General features: G+C 45.5%; 8 protein-coding genes. 2 read left to right on the top strand and 6 right to left on the bottom strand.

The genetic code is table 11. The features are described from left to right. Window positions 1-98: 98 nt before the first annotated feature. Both QUA88_RS27985 and QUA88_RS27980 read right to left on the bottom strand, forming a co-directional pair. Window positions 99-308, bottom strand: coding sequence for a hypothetical protein (locus tag QUA88_RS27985; protein WP_333274990.1), 210 nt, complete (start codon window positions 306-308; stop codon window positions 99-101). Between the two features lie 43 nt (window positions 309-351). Further along, window positions 352-858, bottom strand: coding sequence for a hypothetical protein (locus QUA88_RS27980; protein ID WP_333274988.1), 507 nt, complete (start codon window positions 856-858; stop codon window positions 352-354). A 445-nt stretch (window positions 859-1,303) separates the two neighbouring features. Here QUA88_RS27980 and QUA88_RS27975 point away from each other — a divergent pair, with 445 nt between their 5' ends. Continuing rightward, window positions 1,304-3,034: an NAD(P)H-quinone oxidoreductase subunit 4 gene (locus QUA88_RS27975; RefSeq protein ID WP_333057736.1), complete on the top strand. Its 1,731-nt coding sequence runs from the start codon at window positions 1,304-1,306 to the stop codon at window positions 3,032-3,034. Between the two features lie 67 nt (window positions 3,035-3,101). Here QUA88_RS27975 and QUA88_RS27970 read toward each other — a convergent pair whose 3' ends face one another. From QUA88_RS27970 to QUA88_RS27955, 4 genes are all read right to left on the bottom strand, one after another. Further along, window positions 3,102-4,766, bottom strand: coding sequence for an NB-ARC domain-containing protein (locus QUA88_RS27970; RefSeq protein ID WP_333057735.1), 1,665 nt, complete (start codon window positions 4,764-4,766; stop codon window positions 3,102-3,104). A 442-nt stretch (window positions 4,767-5,208) separates the two neighbouring features. Then, a complete protein-coding gene (locus QUA88_RS27965) occupies window positions 5,209-7,182 on the bottom strand; it encodes an ABC transporter ATP-binding protein/permease (RefSeq protein ID WP_333057734.1) in 1,974 nt (657 codons plus the stop codon). Between the two features lie 221 nt (window positions 7,183-7,403). Next, window positions 7,404-8,243 (bottom strand): DUF1361 domain-containing protein, encoded by an 840-nt coding sequence (locus QUA88_RS27960; protein ID WP_333057733.1) that lies wholly within the window; start codon window positions 8,241-8,243, stop codon window positions 7,404-7,406. Window positions 8,244-8,503: 260 nt separating this feature from the next. After that, window positions 8,504-12,781 (bottom strand): PAS domain S-box protein, encoded by a 4,278-nt coding sequence (locus QUA88_RS27955; RefSeq protein ID WP_333057732.1) that lies wholly within the window; start codon window positions 12,779-12,781, stop codon window positions 8,504-8,506. A gap of 448 nt (window positions 12,782-13,229) precedes the next feature. Here QUA88_RS27955 and QUA88_RS27950 point away from each other — a divergent pair, with 448 nt between their 5' ends. Then, on the top strand, window positions 13,230-14,597 hold the full coding sequence (locus tag QUA88_RS27950; RefSeq protein ID WP_333057730.1) for a TldD/PmbA family protein: 1,368 nt from the start codon (window positions 13,230-13,232) through the stop codon (window positions 14,595-14,597). Window positions 14,598-14,889 lie beyond the last annotated feature (292 nt).

Here is a 14,889-nt window from a genome sequence, read left to right as displayed (position 1 = left end):
GCAGCATTTTTCAAATAATGGAGCTAAACGAGTAGATTTTTTGACTCCCAATTTTTCGGCTTGTTTTTCAGTAATTATTAGCTTACCAATGCAACTTTTTACTGTGCGAGACCGTCCTGATTCTGTTCCTGTTGCCTGTTTGATAAAAAAAAACCAACCTCGGGCCCGACTAATTCTAGCCATTGCTCTCGAATATGCTTTTCGATTGTTTCCAGACTTGATAATTCTGAGACCGGAGTATTTGTGTACATAATCTCGGCAATCTCAGCAGCACAAGCTTTTAAACGCTCCTTCTGTTCAGGGGTCATAGCCACTCCTCCTACAAATGCAGTTCACGCTTCCGTTGACGCTCTACCTATTATCCTCTCTGGATAGCACTTTTACAAAATCGGGATGCTCCCCTGCCATTTTGCGTTTGCACAAAGTAGCAGTCTTGGGGTTTTGACCTTTCAGCAATCCAAGTTGGTAGTTTCCGATAGCCAGTACAAACCGTTCCCTACCACCAGTAGTAGTCAAACTTACTGTCCAATCTTTTTCCCTAAAAGAAAAGATACGGGTATCGTAAGTGACGCTAGTAGGAGCAAAGTTGTTAACAGGCTTCCCATCTTTTTTAGCTGTTTTTCTGTTACCAGAAACCCGTCTAATAGCATGGATTGCCAACTGCGCCGAAAGTCCAAACATCTCTCTGACATTGTGATAAGCTAATCCGCATTTAAATTGCAGGGTAAGATAAATTTTCACTTTTGTGGGGTGGGCATCTTGCCCGCCCTCAACATACAATTTAAATGCACAACAGCTTATACCTGCTGATTGCATCGCCAATTCATTTGTCAGGGTTGGTGGCACAGTTTGATTCACGTATTCACAAGCATTAGCGAATGCCTGAAGGGTTGCATCAATTTTGATGGAATGCTCAGGCGTTACTTGGAGCTTGCAAGGGGCGGGTTCACCGAAATATATGACACCCACCGACAAATCAGATAAACCCGCCCCATCCCATCGAGAAACTACCAGAACTATCCGTCAGAGCAACTCCGCCCTATGAAAAACTCCACTTTTAACCAACCCTCTACCAGAATAGGCGCCACCACAGGCAGATTGCGCCTACAAAACGCTATATTTTGTTGTTCGTAAGTCCTGAATCGAAAATCAAAAATCGAATAACCCTTGACGTGTGTAGCAATTCGTGATATTTTTGTCCGCGTTTATCGGGATATAAAAAATATTTATGAATAAATCTTAAGTTTTAATTAAATTTAGTATTATAATTTTGGTAACTTCCAACTAAGTATTTATTCTCAATATGATAGCGGATCAATTTCCTTGGCTGACCGCAATTGTCATCCTACCCCTCCTAGCTTCCCTCGCCATCCCTTTTCTGCCCGATACAGACGGCAAAACCATTCGCTGGTATGCCCTAGGCGTAGGTATTGCAGATTTTGTATTAATGTGCTGGGTGTTTTGGACTCATTACGATCCAAGCATCTCTACTTTCCAAATCGTAGAGCAATATTCCTGGATACCTTCTTTAGGTCTCAACTGGTCTGTTTCCGTTGACGGACTGTCAGTGCCGTTGGTACTGTTGGCGGGATTGGTGACGACGCTATCAATCTTTGCAGCCTGGGAAGTCGATCGCAAGCCACGACTATTCTACTTCCTGATGCTGGTGATGTACTCCGCACAAATAGGAGTTTTCGTCGCCCAAGACATCATGCTGCTGTTCATTGTCTGGGAACTAGAACTAATTCCGGTGTACCTGTTAATCTCGATTTGGGGCGGACAAAACCGTCGCTATGCAGCTACCAAATTCTTGATTTACACCGCAGGCGCTTCCATCTTTATTTTGATAGCTGCCTTGGCAATGGCATTCTACGGCGGAGGCACTCCCACCTTCGACATGGTAGAACTAGGCTTGAAGGACTACCCACTGGGTTTAGAATTATTCCTTTATGCGGGATTGCTGATTGCCTTCGGTGTGAAACTGGCGATTTTCCCCTTCCACACTTGGCTACCTGATGCCCACGGCGAAGCATCTTCTCCCGTGTCGATGATTCTGGCCGGCGTATTGCTGAAAATGGGCGGATACGGACTGATTCGCCTGAATTTGGAACTTCTTCCCCAAGCACACGTTTACTTTGCACCGATTATGGCGGTGCTCGGCGTGGTCAATATTATCTACGGCGCGCTGAATTCCTTCGGCCAATCGAACATGAAGCGCCGCTTAGCGAATTCGTCGATTTCTCACATGGGATTCGTGTTGTTGGGTATTGCTTCCTTCACGGATTTGGGAATCAACGGGGCGCTGTTGCAAATGATTTCCCACGGTTTAATCGCCTCAGTATTGTTTTTCCTGGCTGGCGTTACTTACGATCGCACCCATACAATGATCATGGACGAGATGGGCGAGATTGGGAAAGTCATGCCGAAAGTGTTTGCCTTGTTTACCGCAGGCGCGATGGCATCTTTGGCACTCCCCGGAATGAGCGGTTTTGCTAGCGAATTGTCCGTGTTTGTGGGCGTCGCAACTAGCGATATGTACAGCGGTTCTTTCCGCGCGGTGACAGTGTTCCTGGCGGCAGTAGGACTGATTTTGACGCCGATTTATTTGCTCTCGATGCTGCGACAGTTATTTTACAACTGTGGGACACTAGCGGCTTGCGACCTTGAGGATCTAAATCTGCAGAATCAAAGAAACAATCTGGATGAAGCGGTTTGTTTCGGTAATAGTTGCGTTTTGCCGGGTGATGCACCGTTTATTGATGCTAAACCTCGGGAAGTGGCGATCGCATTTTGCTTTTTGATACCGATTGTCGGCATTGGTTTTTATCCCAACATGGCGATGCAAGTCTACGATGCCAAGACTGTCGCAGTCAACGCAGAAGTCCGCCAATCTTACATCCAAATTGCTCAACAAAATCCTCGGATTTATGCGAATCAACTTTTGGTTCCCAAAATTGCCCAAGCTCAAAAATCGCCTGCTTTGGACAAAATTACAGGGGCTGAATCTGCATCGGTTTTTGGCATTGTCAAATAATTTTCTCGAACTCTGTTTTTGTTGAAAATTGGGCGATCGCTTTTGTCAAAGGGCGATCGCTTTTTTCTTAGCGCTGAATTTCAGAAATAATCTGCGCCAGATTCTCCCTAGCATATCCCACCTCAAGAATCGATTTATCATCGAGATCAGAGGCTACTTTTTTCAAGATATTTAGCGGTTCTTCAAAGCCTGTCGTCTTCACAAACAACACTTGCAACCGATTTTTTACTAATGCTAAAATAGAGCGACTTGGTTCGCCTTTATCCCCTTTCCGTTTAGCAATGTTGATGCTCAATTTGTGAGTTTTCAACAGCCGCATTCTTTCTATTCCTTGGGTCTTAACCGTCTCCAAAACCTCCGCTCGAATCTGATCGACTAATCTATCCGTCACATATTGCACGATCAAAGGCTGAAGCATAAAAACAGTTTCCCCGCCCTCACTAATTTTGTCAATCAGCGAGCGACGACCTAGAGAATCGAGATTTTTTAGCAAATCCGAAAGCGATGAATTGACCAACATCTGCTCTCGCAAAGTCGCCAGGGAAATCGGGATTTGAGCAATAGCAATCCAGTAGGCAATCTCTTGTTCTGAACTCGACATTCGATCGAACTGTTGCGCCAGCAAATTGCTGATATGTTCTTCAATAAATAACGCCGTAGCTTCCAAAAGCTTTAAAACATTCCCCTCGAAAAACTCGTTAATTGTTGTCGCTACAATCTTTAAGGCTAACAGATTGCCTCCGTACCGGGATAACAAGATTTCCAACTCTCGATCTTGAGGCGACAAACCTTTTTCTTGGAAAATTTCCCGCGCTATTTCCGAGGAAATAGCAGGTTTTAAAGACCGCACTTTTTCTCCCGCCAGCAAAGCCAGTTCCGTAGGCTCTTCCGAACTAACTAGCAGTAAACAGCTATTGTGATTGACCTCACCGAGCCGCACAATTAAATCTCGATATCCTTCGCAGCCTTCGCGATAGTGTCCCGCTAATTCTTCGGGTTTGAGAACCGCTTCAAAATCGTCTAAAATTACCAGACAGCGGTGTTTTCGCAGATACTCGACCAAGCGCGAAATTTTGCTGTTGAGGTCGATCCTCTTCGTTGGCGTAGCCCCCGTAGGGGCGAGATCCCCTAACGGCACATCGGGTTTTTGTTGGTTAGAAAAAAGTTGAATTAAGCTTCCTAGGAAGTCGGATGGTGCGGGTGTCGATCGCAGCGATCGCCAAATCACAAAATCAAACTCATTCTGTACCTGTGAGGCCAACTGCACCGACAGAGTTGTTTTGCCGCTACCAGCCAAACCAAGCAGCGCTACCAGGCGACAATTATCTGATACAATCCACTGCTTTAAAGTAGTTAATTCTTCAGTCCGTCCGTAAAAAACCGAAACATCCGGTGCTTGGCCCCAATCTTCCTGTCGGTGTCCGATGGCCATCTTCAATAGAGAGCCTTTACCTCCACTAAAATCGCTCGTTCCCCGATCGATGTGGTATGAAAACAGCAACTGATGCCTCAATTCCGAAAGCTTTCCAGGGCCATTCCCCCCGATCTGAAACTTTTTGTAAACTTCGCCTAGTCTTTTGCGAACGGCGATGTCGCTAATGCCAAGCTTGGTTGCGATCGTCGCCGTAGATTGACCGTCGAGAGCCATAAACACAGTTTCTAACTCGGCATCTGTGACACCGCGTTGTTTGGCGATCGTTTGCACAAAGTTTTGAGGAATCGGAGTAGTCAAGGTAGGAATCTCGTCTATACTAAAAATCTATCTTCTATTATATTGTGTGAGTTCTCGCGGGCGAGCAATTGAATCGAATCAGTCAACGTTCAGCTTGCTTTTAGTTGTTTAGACAGATTTAGATATTTATACCCAATTATCCATTGTGATACCAGTTTAAACTGATATCTTGCACCATTCTCAATTACTTGCTTAGGAACAGGCTTTCCGGCCTGTTCCACAAGAGATAAATTTTATTGTGAAACAGGCTGGAAAGCCTGTTCTTGACAATGGTGCAAGATGTGAATTTAAACAAAGAATGCAACTTTAGTAGAACCTATTGTAGGGTGGGTGGAGGCGCGGCGATTAATCTGTAGAACCAAACGATAAATCTCCAACCGCGCCTCCACCCACCGCGAACCAAAAACCGGGTCAATTTACAATTTTTGAAAGCAGCCCTATATCAGCCAAAAATTGTCGCACTAGCGCGGTATTCTCGGGCAGAAAGCAGCCGCCAACTCCCATCGCCCATAAGTTCCAAAACCTGCTGGTGATATTTCACTAAACTCAATCGGTGGCCCACACTCACAAACGTAGTTTTAGTGGCTTGCAACTGCTCGTATAAATATTGCTCGTTCTTCAAATCCAAAGCACTTGTCGCCTCATCCACAATAGCGTATCTGGGTTCCGTCAATAACAATCTAGCAAAAGCTAAACGTTGCTGTTCTCCCAGCGACAAAATCTCACCCCAATCTAAATTCGCATCAAAACCGCCCAATCTGTCCGGCAAATCTGCTAAGTTTACTGATGCCAAAACGCGGCGCAATTTTTCCTCATCAACCTCGCTGCTGGTATGGGGATACAAAAGTTGCGATCGCAAACTACCCAAAATCATATAAGGACGCTGCGGCAAAAACAGCATTTCCCCCAATTCCGGTCGCGCTAAACGCCCCGTTCCCGCGTCCCACAAACCCGCAATTGCCCGCAGCAAAGAACTCTTCCCAGCACCGCTTTGTCCGACAATTAACAGTCCTTCACCGGGCTGCACTGCTACCGACAAATCCCTAATTAAAGTCTTTTGATGCTGCGGAGTATCTAAAGTAACGTGCTCCAGTGTCAACTGAGAATCTACTACTACATCTATAGCAGTTCCTCCAGGACGAGATACCGCTTGTTTCGCTTCCAGAGTATCTGTAAATACAGTCAAACGATTGATACTAGCTGCAAAAGAACTCAGCGGCTCAATCTGAGTTACAATCACAGAAAAAGCGCGCAAAACCTGAGTGAAAGCAAAACCAGCTTGAGTGATATCTCCAAACTCGATTGTACCATTTTGATCTGCAAAATAAGTTGGAGCTAGAAACAAAGCCGGAATAATCACAACAGCATATCCGTATCCAGTTGTGAAATAATCCAAGTTTCGCTGCCAACCAATTAGCAAATTAAAATTGCGGAATACTTCCACAAATCGCTGCTTTATTTGAAATGATTCTTGCTCCTCGCCTCCATAAAAAGCAATAGATTCGGCGTTGTCGCGAATGTGAACCAGTCCGTAGCGAAAATTTGCTTCTTTTTTAAGTTGCTCGAAATTCAGAGGTACTAATCTTTGACCAAAAACTAGAGTAGCTGTCGTGCCCACAATAGCATAGATAATCAGAAAAATCGAAAGTTGTTTTGAGATAGACCACAGGATACCAGTAAAAGATATAATATTAACTATTGAACCAAGGATGAGCAGCATAAATGACAAACTTGTCCGGGTAAAAGAGCGGACATCTTCGGAAATTCGCTGGTCTGGATTGTCGATTTCCTTGTGTAAATTTATTTCGTAATAAGCCCGATTCTGAAAATACTTATCGAGGAACTTATTAGTCATCCACTCCCGCCAGTAGATACCCAATTTATCTTCGGTATACCGGTAAATTACCACAATGGGAGTGCCGACTATAAAAACCCCTGCATACACAAACAGATACTTCCAGTAATTGAGCTGGTCTTTCTTAGCTAGTGCTGTGTTAAAAAAGTTACCGACGTAACTAATTATTACATTCATACCACTGACTGACAGCGACAAAAACAGCAGCAAAGTCAATAAAGCCCAGGGCTGCCAGTGCGGTGTCAATCTGTCTTTGAACCAGACAAAAGCGCTGAAAGGAAGAATTAACATTAAAGCCACGATCGCAATTGCGGGCGAATTAATAATTCCTTTCAACAAAGTAACTAAGCCGGCTGCAATACTATTGACAAATTCGGGAAATAAGACTTGAGTACCCAAACATACAGCGCTGACGAGTACAAACATCGCAGCGAAGAGAAATATCAACAACAGCATCACTAATCCTAAAAAGATTCTGCCACTCCCAGGCTCTAAAGGATAAAAGTAAGGTTGAGCTATCGCAATAAATCTCTGCCACAACTGACGGTCAAATCGATTCATCTTTGCTGTTTACAAAACTACTTTGACTGTTCTAACATATCAAGTATTGTGACAAACGGCAGCAGTAATTTATGTCGGAGTTTCACGAAAAATTTTGTCTCACCCAAAGACGGAAACTGGTTTTCCGAGTTAACTGGTGGAGACCCAAAATTTGGGAGCTTTGTTCAAGCTCTTATATTCATCTGTTAAATCAATTCTTTAATCTCAAATCTAAAATCTCTCTAGCTGGAAGAAGTTGCGCTATCGCCGGCCAAGTCCGACTGCAATTTACTGGGGTAAAATCGCTGGCTAATCCCTAAAATTACTTGTTTCATTAGCCAATACAAAACAGCAATTACTACAAAAGTGACAGCCATTACTAAAACCGGACGCTTGCCTATCAAATCGTTCATTACACTGTTAACCAGCGCATCGGGGTTAGTCAGAATGTCCCAAGTGTTGAAGCGGATAAATCGCCCTAAATAGATGCCGATCGCCGAAAGTGCGTGTATAGTTATCTCCGTTACCAGGATAAATCTACTCAAACCCTGTTGCTTCAAATAGTAACCCAAATTCATCACCGACAGCACGTAAGCTCCAAACCCGGCCAGCATAAACGCGAGATATTGGGGAATCAAAGCCAGAGTCACAGTCCACACCGAGTTCCCCTCTTTAATCTGGCGGATCAGGTGAATGATATCAGTTAAAACGTAGGGCGCATTGGGTAAAAATGCGATAAACCAGAAAAAACCGCCCCACCACCGGAGAGAGCGAACTCCGCGCTGCCGCAGTACCCAGATGTCTACAGCCATCAGTGCCAGTGTAATCGCGATCGCCCCCAAAACGTAAGTTTTGCCCACATCTTGCACTATGTGCCTCAGATACGCAAAAACAGGGCGCGTACTGGACAAAAAAGTAGCGCCTAGGAGAAAGCCCGTACCCCACAGCAGCCAGCGCGATCGAGGTTTGCGGAACAGCCAAAAACTCAGGCCCAGCGGCACTAAACCCAAAAACAAATTCCAAGACATCCAGCGGACATTGTGTCCCATTGCTTGCAGGGCTTCCAGGATTAATCCCATCATGTCAATTTTTATACAATTAAAGGTTTGATGCAGCACCGCTTCGTTAGCAGCTTCCGTCTATTTTAGTCTTTAAATTGTAGGGTGAGTCAGCTTATGGCCCCTGGCTGCGCGCCTGAAAATCAGGCTCTGCTGACGAATCCTACCACTGCGGAGTCAATCTCAAATCTAAAATCTAAAATCGACTGACGCACCCTACCACTGCGGAGTCAATCTCAAATCTAAAATCTAAAATCTAAAATCTAAAATCGACTGACGCCCTACTATTTATACACTTTGTCGATCGGAATCTCAATCTGAAAAGTTGTTCCGCATCCTATGGAAGAAATGCACTCAATCTTACCCTTGTGCTTTTCCACCACAATCGAGTGCGCGATAGACATTCCCAACCCCGTACCTTTCCCCACAGCTTTCGTAGTAAAAAACGGGTTAAAAATGCGATCGACTATCCCATCGGGAATACCCGTACCGTTGTCCGAAATTTCTACCCTCACAGTGTTCTGGGGGGTTACACCAGTGGAAATAGTAATGCGGCCACTCTTTGTCTCTGATTGTGGAACCGATAACTGGTGATATCGCTCTTCAATAGCATCAATTGCATTAGCAATAATATTCATAAACACCTGATTCAGTTGGCTGGCATAGCACTCCACCAGCGGCAGTTTCCCGAACTCCTTAATTACTTCAATTTCCGGGCGGCTGTCCCGACTCTTCAAGCGGTGCTGCAAAATTAACAAAGTGCTCTCAATTCCCTCGTGAATATCCACCGGCTTCATTGCCGATTCGTCCAGTCGCGAAAAATTTCTGAGGGACAATACAATTTGCCGGATGCGCTCGCTTCCTACCTGCATCGAACCCATAACTTTTCTTAAATCCTCAGCCATGAAATCCAAATCAATCTCTTCAATGCGATCGACAATTTTTGAATTAGGAGCGGGATACTCCTGTTCGTAAAGAGTAACAAGATCCAGCAACTGTGTAGTATACTGGTTGAGATAATCAATGTTAGCGTGAATGAAATTAACGGGATTATTAATTTCGTGAGCGATCCCAGCCACTAATTGCCCCAAAGAAGACATTTTTTCTGTTTGAATGAGTTGAGTTTGAGTAGAGCGCAATGACCGCAGCGCTGACTCTAAATCTCTGGCTTTTTCTCTTTCTCGTTCCTCGCTTTGCCGCAGTGCTTCCTCTGCTTGCTTGCGAGTCGTAATATCCTGGGAAACTCCAATTATTACCTTAGCCTGACCCTCCGCATTCCTACTAAAAATAGTATCCCGGCTTTGCAGCCACAACAATTGACCGTATGCTCCCTGTACCCGGTACTCAATTTCCCTAGTTTCGCCATCTTCAACTTCTGCAAAGCTCGCGTGATGTTCCACAATTTTAGGCAAATCTTCGGGGTAGATCAACTGAGGCATGAGTGACGAATCCATCGCTGTAATGTCGTCAAGGGTATATCCCAAAAGCCCGAACAGTGAAGTATTCGTGTAGATATTTCGCTGTTCTTCCAAGTCGTATAGATACAAAATACCGGGAGTAGCCTCGGCTACTTTTTGAATAAACTGCTGGCTTTCTTGCAATTCTAATTCAGCTTGTTTGCGATCGGTAACATCAACGGTGATGCCGTCCCAAAGAATATCGCCGTTTTCCTTAGCTTCAGGACGCGAATTTGTCTGAAACCAGCGAATTTTGCCTGAAGGTAGTACCAGCCGTCCTTCCCACTGCCAAGGTTGCAGATTTTGGGCAGAAATAGCAATAGATTCGTCGTAATTGTCGCGATCGTCGGGATGAACCAAATCTGTTAGCACAGCCGCATTTTTAATAATATATTCTGGTTCTAACTCAAAAAGTTCTCGGCAACCAGCACTTATGTAAGGAAAACAGGAAGAGCCATCTGCACGCAACAAAAATTGATAAATGATTCCCGGCAAATTAGCAGACAGCTTTTGGAATTTTGCCTCGCTTTCCCGCAGTGCTTCCTCTGCTTGTTTGCGTTCCGTAATGTCAGTAATTGAACCTACCATGCGGACTGCTTTTCCAGATGCGTCCCACAAAGCTTGTCCCCGACTCAATATCCATTTGTAAGCGCGGTTATAGCACCACAAGCGGTATTCGGTGATGTAATGAGGCGTTTTTCTCTCCAAGTGTTCTTGAAGAAGTTGCTGAGAACTCACTAAATCATCGGGATGTAAATTCGTATTCCATGTATTATTGTAATCGCTAATGTCACTATCTTCGTAACCAGTGATTTCCTTAAAGCGATCGGAAACAAAAAGTTCACCGGTTTGCAAGTTCCAGTCCCAAATGCCGTCATTGTTGCCTTTGAGTGCTAACTGCCAGCGTTCTTCAGTTTGCATCAATTGAGCAGTTCTCTGTTTCACTCTATTTTCGAGTTCTTGATTGAGCTGTTTGAGACTTTCTTCTGCCTGGTTGCGTTCGATCGCAATTCCTGCTAAATTAATCGACGCTTCTATCAATTGCAGATCAAAGTTTTTGGGGTAGCGCGGTTGGGAATAATACATTCCAAAAGTCCCCAAAACTTGACCCTGAGATGAGAAAATAGGAGTAGACAAGCAAGCTCTCAGTCCAAAACTCAAGGCTAAATCTCGATAATTTTCCCACAAAGGATCCCTGGCAATATCTGTAACGATTACCTGTTGGCGGCTAAAGGTAGCAGAGCCGCAGGAACCGACATCCGGCCCGATGGCTATGCCATGAATAGCAGCATTGTAACTGTCGGGCAAACTGGGCGCGGCTCCGTGCAGCAAATGTTTTCCGTCTGGAGCTAGAAGCAATATCGAACCGATGACATCTCTAGATTGCTGCTCGATAATTTTAACTAAAGTATTTAAAGTATCGCCCAGAGAAGCACCCTTAGCAATCATTTCTAAAATTTGTTTTTGACCCGTTAACCAATTTTCAGCTTGCTTGCGCTCCGTAATGTTGCGGGCTACCCACAGAGCCGTGTTTTCTTTCATTGGCGAAATGGTAGCGGCAAACCACGTTTGTACGCTGGCAAGTTCCAGGTTATATTCAAAAGTACAGGTTTGATTTCTAGCAAGGGCGGTGCGAATTTTATCGTGAAAAATATCTGCCATTTCTGGCTCGAATAATTCGCTGATTTTTTGCCCGGAAAATTCCGCCGGTGGCTTGTACAATAATTCTGGATTTGTCGGGGCAATTTTCAGCAAGCGTCCCTCAATATCAATCTCGAAAATTACATCGTTCATGGCAGCGAACAAAGCTCGAAGTTCCGCTTCAGAACCTTGCAGGGCGATTTCAGCTTGTTTGCGATCGCTAATATCCGTCCCGATACAAAGCAGCCCTGCCACATTTCCCTTCGCATCTAGTAAAGGTTTATTTGTCCACGCTATCCACACCCTTTCTCCATTTCTGCGGATGTTTTCATTTTCGTTTTGGAAGTATTTTTGCGGCTGTGCCAAACAGTCTCGAATCTTTGTCGCGAGGTCACTTTCAAATAACTCTGTTTTCGGTATAATTGTGCCGATCGCACTTTTGCCGATGATTTCTGCTTCTGAATACCCGAAAAAAGTTTCAGCAAACTCGTTAAAAAAAGTAATATTACCTTCACTGTCTAACTGCACAATCATGCTGTTAGCATTCTCAACTAATTGCCGGTACTTAACTTCGCTCTCCCGCAGTTTCGCACGGCCGTACACCCCGCTAAAAACTGCCACCCCAGTCAAAAGTGCCAGCAAGTCGCCTCCAAAGATCACCCACCCCCGAAACGGCGAATTCGCAGGCCATCCTCCCGCCGGAATTGCTGCCAACTGCCAGGAACCGTTGGGCAAAGTCACTTCCAGCAGCACGGGATTCTGCTCAAAAATTGACCCGTCACCGAAAAACACAGGGCCGGAGGCTCCCGAACCGTCTTTGCCCCGCAGAGCGTATTGCAGCTTCGCTGAGGAGTCGTTGAGTCCTGCTTCCTCAATGAGGGTATTTTTGTCGATGATCAGGCCTGTCAAGCCCCAGTAAACTCCTGTTTCTGCCTCGACACCGGAGGGTGTGAGAAAAATCGGCGATCGGCTGATGAAAGTCTCGTCCCCCTCCAATAATTTCACGGGCCCGGCTAGCAAAGTTTTTCTGGTTCGGATGACCTCTTTGACCATTTCCCGCTGTTCGGGTAGCGCCGTCAAGTCAACTCCGATCGCCGCTTCATTTCCCTCCCGCGGATAAATGTAAGCGACCGTCGTGCCTTTAACTAAAGTTATGGCGCGAATGCCCGGTTGCTGTGCCACCAGAATTCTCGCCGTCGCTGTAAACTCGGCTTCGGTGATGTTTGGGTTGTTGGAAAGGTAAGCCCCCACACCCCGCATCAAATACAGGCGGGAATTCAAAGAGCCTTCCAGCTTAGAACGGACTGTGCTGAGGCGATCGAGGGTGCTAGCGCGGTTGTAGTGAAAAAACCGCCGCTGTTCCGATCGATCTAAAATGCCAACTCCGACCAAAATTGCTATTGATGCCGAAATAGCTGCTAAATACGGTGAAATTTGGAATTTTTTAACCTTAAAGTATTCCATCTGCCGGGGGTTAAGGTATTTTTTTACGTCTTTAGATAGATTTAGTTTAGTTTGATTTCTCTAGGCAAATCCAAAATTTTCGGCATACCGGGCTTTTCGCAAGCGGGCGCGAGTTTGTTGTGTTCGAGGACGCCCGTCGAACGCGGGCCGCCAAGCCTCTCATCATCAATTCTATGGAAAAAGTTTTAAATCTCAAATCGACTGACCGAAAGTAATGTGGTCATAAGCCCCCGGATTCATTCTTTCGCAGACTCAGGACGGATCAATCTAAAATCTAAAATCTAAAATCTAAAATTGGTTGACTCGCCCTCGATGGGGTAGGACGCGCCATGCTCCCGCACCACACCGGTGGGGGAACGCGCACCCGAAAGACGGGAGTTATTAGCTAAAATAGGTTTAGCAATAATTTTTTTCAGCGCTACGGCTAATCATTCATAGGGGCAATTTGATGCAAGAACAGTTGATGGAAGCGATCGCACCTTACCGCAATCGCGTAGATTATCTAGAAGTTCGCCTCGAACAAAGCGAGTCAACTGCGATTAGTTTTCGCGGCCCTCAGTTAGATGCTGTCAACCGCAGTTTTAGTCTCGCCGGCGGCATCCGCGCCTGTCACAAAGGTGGCTGGAGTTTTGTAACTTTTAACGGTTTAGATGAATTAAAAGACCGCATTGAAGAAGCTGTAGTGCAATCTCGTTTGGTTGGTAGTGAAAAAACTCTACTAGCAGATGTCACCCCGATTCAAGATTATGTAGCGGTGGAATTGGGCCGCGATCCGCGCTCTATTACTCTAGCCGAAAAGCGGAAATTGCTCGAATCTTACAATCAGTTGCTGTTAGATCATGACCCGCGAATTCAGACGACAATGGCAGGTTACAGCGACAGATTTGGGATTACTTATTTTGTGAATTCTCAAGGGACTTGCATCGCTCAAGAGCGCTTGGACGTGACCGGACGTTTCGGAGCGATCGCCCGCGGCGAGGGCGGTGTCGTCCGCCAAGGGTTTGAGTCGATTCACTCGCGATCGGATTACGATGTCTTGACAAATATTGAAGATCGTGTTAAGAGTGCTGCCGTTCGAGCTGTAGGCCAATTAGAGGCAAAATCGGTGAAAGGTGGTCAGTATCCGGTGATTTTAGACCCTTATTTGTCGGGGGTTTTTATTCACGAAGCTTTCGGGCATTTGTCGGAAGCAGACGGCATTTACGAAAACCCGAAAATGCAGGAATTGTTGACTTTGGGCAAGCCTGTGGCGATCGAACAATTGAATGTAATTGACGACGCAACTGTGCCGGGATTACCCGGAACTTTGAAATACGACGACGAAGGCGTGCCCGCTCAGTGCAAGCATTTAATTAAAAATGGAGTTTTAGCCGCTCGGATGCACAATCGCGAGACTGCGGGCAAAATGGGCGAAAGTCCGACGGGAAATGCCAGGGCTCTGAGTGCTACTTTTATGCCTTTGGTGCGGATGACTAATACTGCGATCGAGTCTGGCGAACATTCCTTTGACGAAATGGTTGCCGACATTGACGAAGGAGTTTATGCAGTGCGGATGTTGGGAGGACAAACCAACGGCGAAATGTTTACCTTTGCGGCGGCTCAAGGGTTTATGATTCGCGACGGCAAATTAGCCGAACCCGTGAGCGATGTCACTTTAAGCGGCAATGTATTTCAGACTTTAAAGGATATTGAGTCGATAGGAAATGACTCGGTTTATGCCTACGGCGGTTGCGGTAAAGGCGGCCAGAGTGGCTTGCCGGTAAGTGTCGGCGGCCCCCATTTGCGGATTAAAAATGTCGTCGTCGGAGGAAGATAATCATTAGTAATTAGTCATTAATTATTAGTTCAAAACTTACGCAATTGGCACATGGTGAAGGCGTGTTCGCGCCCTCACGCCTCACCTTAACCAGTGCGGGACACGGACAAGTTGACAAACCACTTAAATCTGGTATTTACTTTCACTCCCGCTGAGTGCGATGTCGCAGGCTACCGCTACCAAAGGTGTAAATTTCCGCACATCAATTCGCACAACCAGGGGGAACGCATCTTATTGAACACTGTTCATCAGTGGTGAGTATATTTTGAGATAAATTCACCCTTCTTAGAAG

Source organism: Microcoleus sp. D3_18_C2 (genome assembly GCF_036702395.1).
GTDB lineage: Bacteria > Cyanobacteriota > Cyanobacteriia > Cyanobacteriales > Microcoleaceae > Microcoleus.
This window is presented reverse-complemented; position numbering and strand designations above follow the sequence as displayed.

Coding starts and splice junctions, on each gene's coding strand:
- QUA88_RS27985 (WP_333274990.1), bottom strand. CDS start 308: ATGACCCCTGAACAGAAGGAGCGTTTAAAAGCTTGTGCTGCTGAGATT.
- QUA88_RS27955 (WP_333057732.1), bottom strand. CDS start 12,781: ATGGAATACTTTAAGGTTAAAAAATTCCAAATTTCACCGTATTTAGCA.
- QUA88_RS27960 (WP_333057733.1), bottom strand. CDS start 8,243: ATGATGGGATTAATCCTGGAAGCCCTGCAAGCAATGGGACACAATGTC.
- QUA88_RS27950 (WP_333057730.1), top strand. CDS start 13,230: ATGCAAGAACAGTTGATGGAAGCGATCGCACCTTACCGCAATCGCGTA.
- QUA88_RS27975 (WP_333057736.1), top strand. CDS start 1,304: ATGATAGCGGATCAATTTCCTTGGCTGACCGCAATTGTCATCCTACCC.
- QUA88_RS27965 (WP_333057734.1), bottom strand. CDS start 7,182: ATGAATCGATTTGACCGTCAGTTGTGGCAGAGATTTATTGCGATAGCT.